Consider the following 5,212-nt stretch of genomic DNA (forward strand, 5'->3'; position numbering starts at 1 on the left):
ACGACCTCGCCCGCAGCCTCGGCCGCGCCGCCGCCCTGCACGGCCGCGCCCTGCTGGTGCGCCTCGACGGAACGGCGGACGCGCATCCGGGCCTCACCGACCTCGTCGCCGGCCGCGCCGACTTCACCGCGGCGATCCGGCGCGAGGCCGGCCCGCGCCTCAACCTGATCGGCCGCGGCCGCGGCGAGGCCTCGGCCCTGCTCGACGGGGGCGACGCGCTCGGCCTCACCTTCGACGCCCTCGGCGAGGCCTACGACTGGGTGATCGCCTCGCTCGGTGACGGCTTCTCGGCCGAGACCCGGTCGATGGTGAGCGCGCTCGGCGCCTGGATGGACGCGGTGGTGATCGCCTCGAACGCGGAAGCCGACGACCCGCGCCTCGTCGGGCTGTTCGACACCGCCGAGGCGGCCGGGGTGCCGGAGGTGATCGTCGCCCAGGACCGGGCCCCGGCGGAGGTCCCGATGCCGTCCTACCCGCTGCGCCGGTCGGCCTGAGGGAGCGACCCGGACGTAGGACGCGGGGAGGCCGGGACGGCCTCCCCTTTTTTATTCCGCGCTCCTCGCGTCGGGTCGGGCCCCCTCCCCCGGCGGGGCCTGCCCGTCCCGCAGGGCCCGCACCAGGGCCTCGGCCTCGCCGCTCTGGAGGAGCGGCACCAGGGCCCGCACCCGCTCCGGCGGCAGGTCCCACCAGGCGGTCTCGACCAAGGCCGCCGCGATCTCCGGCGAGAAGCGGTGGCGGATCACCCGGGCCGGGTTGCCGGCGACGATGGCGTAGGGCGGCACGTCGCGGGTCACGACCGCGTGGGCCGCCACGACGGCGCCGGGGCCGACCGTGACCCCCGACAGGATCAGGCAGCCCGAGCCGAGCCAGACATCGGCCCCGATCGCGACGTCGCCCCGGGAGGCGTGGTAGCCGTCCGGCGCGTCGAGGTCCGGCCACAGGCCCGTCATCGCGGCGAACGGATAGGTCGAGACCCAGTCGGTGCGGTGGTTGCCCCCGAGCAGGATCTCGACCTTGTCGGCGATGGAGCAATAGGGGCCGATCGTCAGTCGTGCGCCGGATTCCGGAAAGCGAACCTTCGGCCTGCCGTAAGAGTACGGCGCCACCCGGAAGCCATGGCGGGCCACGAGCTTGGCCAGATGCAATCGGGTCTCGTTGTGAGGGTTGCGCCCCTGCCGCAGGCGGTGCAGGAAACCCATCACCCGCGGGCTCGCTTGCGAGCCGCGGACAGGATGGCAAGCCCGACTTTTCGGGCGACCCGGGGAGACAGCGCGGTGAGCAGCAACATTTCGGACGATCTGAAGAGCGGCGCGCTGTTCTACCACCGTCATCCGCGACCCGGGAAGCTGGAGATCCAGCCGACGAAGCCGCTCGGCAACCAGCGCGACTTGGCGCTCGCCTATTCCCCCGGCGTCGCCGCCGCCTGCGAGGCGATCGCCGCCGATCCGGAGGAGGCCGCGACCCTGACCGCGCGCCAGAACCTCGTCGCGGTGGTGTCGAACGGCACCGCGGTGCTCGGGCTCGGCGATATCGGCCCGCTCGCCTCCAAGCCCGTGATGGAGGGCAAGGCGGTCCTGTTCAAGAAGTTCGCCGGCATCGACGTGTTCGACATCGAGCTCAACGAGAAGAACGTCGACAAGCTCGTCGACGTGGTGGCGGCGCTCGAACCCACCTTCGGCGGCATCAACCTCGAGGACATCAAGGCGCCGGAGTGCTTCGAGGTCGAGGAGCGCTGCCGGGCCCGGATGAACATCCCGGTCTTCCACGACGACCAGCACGGCACGGCGATCATCGTGGCGGCGGCCGTCCTCAACGGCCTCGAATTCGCCGGCAAGAACATCGCCGAGGTCAAGATCGTCACCTCGGGCGCGGGGGCGGCAGCACTCGCCTGCCTCAACCAGCTCGTGTCGCTGGGGGCGCGCCGCGAGAACATCTTCGTCACCGACATCGAGGGCGTGGTCTTCAAGGGCCGTGAGACGCTCATGGACCGCTGGAAGTCGGTCTATGCCCAGGAGACGCAGGCCCGGACGCTCGCCGAGGTGATCCCCGGCGCCGACGTCTTCCTCGGCCTCTCGGCCGGCGGCGTCCTGAAGCCCGAGATGCTGGAGCGGATGGCCGAGAAGCCGCTGATCATGGCGCTCGCCAACCCCTATCCGGAGATCATGCCGAACCTCGCCGAGGAGAAGCGGCCGGACGCGATGATCTGCACCGGGCGGTCCGACTTCCCGAACCAGGTCAACAACGTCCTGTGCTTCCCCTACATCTTCCGGGGCGCGCTCGACGTCGGGGCGACCACGATCAACGAGGAGATGAAGGCGGCCGCCGTCAAGGCGATCGCGGGGCTCGCCCGCGAGACCCCGTCCGACGTGGTCGCCCGCGCCTATGGCGGCGAGGCGCGGCCCTTCGGCCCCCACTCCCTGATCCCGAGCCCGTTCGACCCGCGCCTGATCCTGCGCATCGCGCCGGCCGTGGCGCAGGCCGCGATGGAATCCGGCGTCGCCAAACGGCCGCTGGCCGACGTGCAGGCCTATGCCGAATCCCTCGACCGGTTCGTGCACCGCTCCGGCTTCATCATGAAGCCGGTCTTCACCGCGGCCAAGCAGGATCCCCGCCGGGTCGTCTACGCCGAGGGCGAGGACGAGCGGGTGCTGCGCGCCGTCCAGGCGATCGTCGAGGAGGGGCTGGCCAAGCCCATCCTGATCGGCCGCCCGAACGTGATCGAGACCCGCCTCAAGCGCTTCGGCCTCGCGATCCAGCCGGGCCGCGACTTCGAGCTGATCAACCCCGACGACGATCCGCGCTACCGCACCTACGTCCAGACCTATATCGATCTCGCCGGACGCCGCGGCATCACGCCGGACGGCGCCCGCACGCTGGTGCGCACCAACAACGCGGTGATCGGCGCGCTGGCCGTGCGCCGCGGCGAGGCCGACGCGCTGATCTGCGGCCTGGAGGGCCGCTTCGAGAGCAAGCTCCGGGTGATCCGCGACATCATCGGGCTCGCGCCGGGCGCCCGGGACTTCGCGGCGCTCAGCCTCATCGTCACCTCGAAGGGCGCCTACTTCCTGGCCGACACCCACGTGAGGCCCGATCCGAGCGCCGAGGAGATCGCCGACGTCGCCATCGCCTGCGGCGACACCGCCCGCCGCTTCGGCCTGTCGCCGAAGATCGCGCTCGTCAGCCATGCCGATTTCGGCTCGTTCGACACCGCCTCGTCGCGCAAGATGCGCCAGGCCCTGGCGCTGGTGCGCGAGCGCGCCCCCGACCTCGAGGTCGACGGCGAGATGGCGGCCGACACCGCCCTGTCGCAGGCGATCCGCGACAAGGTGCTGCCGGGCTCGCGCCTCAAGGGCGAGGCCAACGTGCTGATCATGCCGAACCTGGATGCGGCGAACATCGCCTTCCAGTTCTCCAAGACCCTGGCCGACGCGCTGCCGGTGGGCCCGCTGCTCCTCGGCCCGGCCAGGCCGGCGCATATTCTCACGCCCTCGGTAACGGCGCGCGGCATCGTCAACATCACGGCCGCGGCGGTGGTGGAAGCGCAGGGCCAGGAGGTGCTGTCCGTCGAGGGCGACAGCGCAGCGGAGGCGGGGACGCCGTTGGTGTCGGCGTAAGCGGAACGCGACGGCCCGGCGGGGTGATCGCCGGGCCGTCGCGGCATGTAGAGCCGTTTCGGAGCCGGGCGTGGGACCTGTCTCCCGCGCGTATGAGGAAGCGCCCGAGCTTCGGGCTGAGGATAAACCTCATCAGCTTGACGATGGGCGAACCCCCTCTTGAACCGGCTCAGCCATTCCGAGCGTGACGCCTGGATGTCGGAAAACAGGTGTTTTCCGTCATCCGAGATTGCCTGCCGGTCAAGCTGGCTGACACCTGACGCTGACGAGCGCTTCATGGGTCTGCTGGCGACCCTTCTCGGACGCTCGGAACGTCCGCTTCCAGATCAGGTCATGCCTCGCTGATATTCGCGGTGTAGGCTCGCGGCGGGGGGCAAACTGAACTAGAACATCGGTGTGAGGTGAGCCACCATGAGCGAGACTGTCTCGGAACAGCTTGTCGAACAGCGCGTGCGCAACCGCATCATCGAATATCTTGAGCTTGCTGCATCAGCCGAGAACCAGCGCGCCTACGAGTGCAACGTGCCTATTGCCGTTGTGCCCGAGGAAATGGTCGAACACTGGTCTGATTTGATGAACGGCGCGCACATTGACGATGTGCTTGCCGAAGAATGGATCGTCTTCTCAGACGCTGAAAAGAAGGCGATGCGCGACTTTCATTCGGCATGGCTTGCCACGAGCGAGGGCACACCAATGCCCATGCCACGATCAATCGAGGATTTGCTTGGAACGCCGGTTTGGGACCGCTTTATGGAAGCGGCCCGAGTAGCCTTGCAGGCGTTCGAGCCGCGCGGCCGGTTCAGCGAAGACGTGGAAGAGCGCTTCGGCAGCTAACCACCCCATGCGGTCATTCCGCATCTCAGGCTCGGGCGTACGGCAAACAAGTGTTTTCCGTGCTGCCAAAATGGCCGGCTGGGCATGCGCGCTCGACCCTGACGAGTGCCTCATGGGGCTGCTTTCGACCCATTGAAGACACCAACCTTGCGCGGACCGGACAGCCATCCCTAGACGTTGGCAACTTGGCACAACATATCATTAGATAAATTGAGGCGCTAAAATGCCGTCGATTCGACCAGAAGAATTGTTTGAACGCGTGAAGAAGCTCTGGCCTTCCGAGATATCGACATCCAGTGGTGCGCTAAATGCTGTATATTGGGGGATAGAACAAAAATTTGGAAAAAAATTTGGAGGAGACCAATGGCTTATGGTCGGATGCTGGGCTTTTCATCAAACCTTGTGGTGCATTTCTAAAGAAAAATCAGAGAAAAACCAATTTTCACTGTGCATTTCGATGGTAGATATTAGAATTTTTGATGCCAAAATGAGAGAAAATCTGAGCGATGATAGCTGGGATAGCGATAGAAAATTTTATGGAGAACTGGTGAATACCATTGATAATTAAAGGGTTCAAAGGCGAGGCGTCCACTTCGAAGGGACAGGCGGAGTCCGCAAACCACCCATGCGGTCGTTCCGTATATCGGGCTCTGGTGTCGGAAAACATGTGTTTGCCGGCAAGGCATTGGGCCAGCTTCGCCTTCTCACCACGTCCGTCGGACCACGACCGGAGGACGCGGTGCGACAAACCCTGTCGGATTGAT

General features: G+C 66.7%; 4 protein-coding genes and 1 pseudogene. 4 read left to right on the plus strand and 1 reads right to left on the minus strand.

The window, feature by feature from the left end; translation table 11 throughout:
• Positions 1-494: pseudogene (locus tag QR78_RS35240) on the plus strand (lipopolysaccharide biosynthesis protein); the annotation flags it as partial.
• A gap of 51 nt (positions 495-545) precedes the next feature.
• On the opposite strand, the gene QR78_RS30030 reads toward QR78_RS35240, so the two are convergent.
• Positions 546-1,190 carry a CatB-related O-acetyltransferase gene (locus QR78_RS30030; protein WP_048431294.1) on the minus strand — a complete coding sequence of 215 codons (645 nt, stop codon included), beginning with the start codon at positions 1,188-1,190 and terminating at the stop codon, positions 546-548.
• Between the two features lie 84 nt (positions 1,191-1,274).
• Here QR78_RS30030 and QR78_RS30035 point away from each other — a divergent pair, with 84 nt between their 5' ends.
• The 3 genes from QR78_RS30035 to QR78_RS34605 all read left to right on the plus strand — a co-directional run bounded on the left by QR78_RS30035 (position 1,275) and on the right by QR78_RS34605 (position 5,016).
• The gene (locus QR78_RS30035) at positions 1,275-3,614 is read left to right on the plus strand and encodes an NADP-dependent malic enzyme (protein WP_048431292.1); all 2,340 of its coding nucleotides are present in this window, start codon (positions 1,275-1,277) and stop codon (positions 3,612-3,614) included.
• A gap of 411 nt (positions 3,615-4,025) precedes the next feature.
• Entirely contained in the window at positions 4,026-4,448 is a 423-nt protein-coding gene (locus QR78_RS30040) for a hypothetical protein (protein WP_048431293.1), read from the plus strand.
• A gap of 259 nt (positions 4,449-4,707) precedes the next feature.
• Positions 4,708-5,016: a hypothetical protein gene (locus tag QR78_RS34605; protein ID WP_125901310.1), complete on the plus strand. Its 309-nt coding sequence runs from the start codon at positions 4,708-4,710 to the stop codon at positions 5,014-5,016.
• The last annotated feature ends 196 nt before the right edge of the window (positions 5,017-5,212 follow it).

This window comes from Methylobacterium indicum (assembly GCF_001043895.1).
GTDB classification, from domain to species: Bacteria; Pseudomonadota; Alphaproteobacteria; order Rhizobiales; family Beijerinckiaceae; genus Methylobacterium; species Methylobacterium indicum.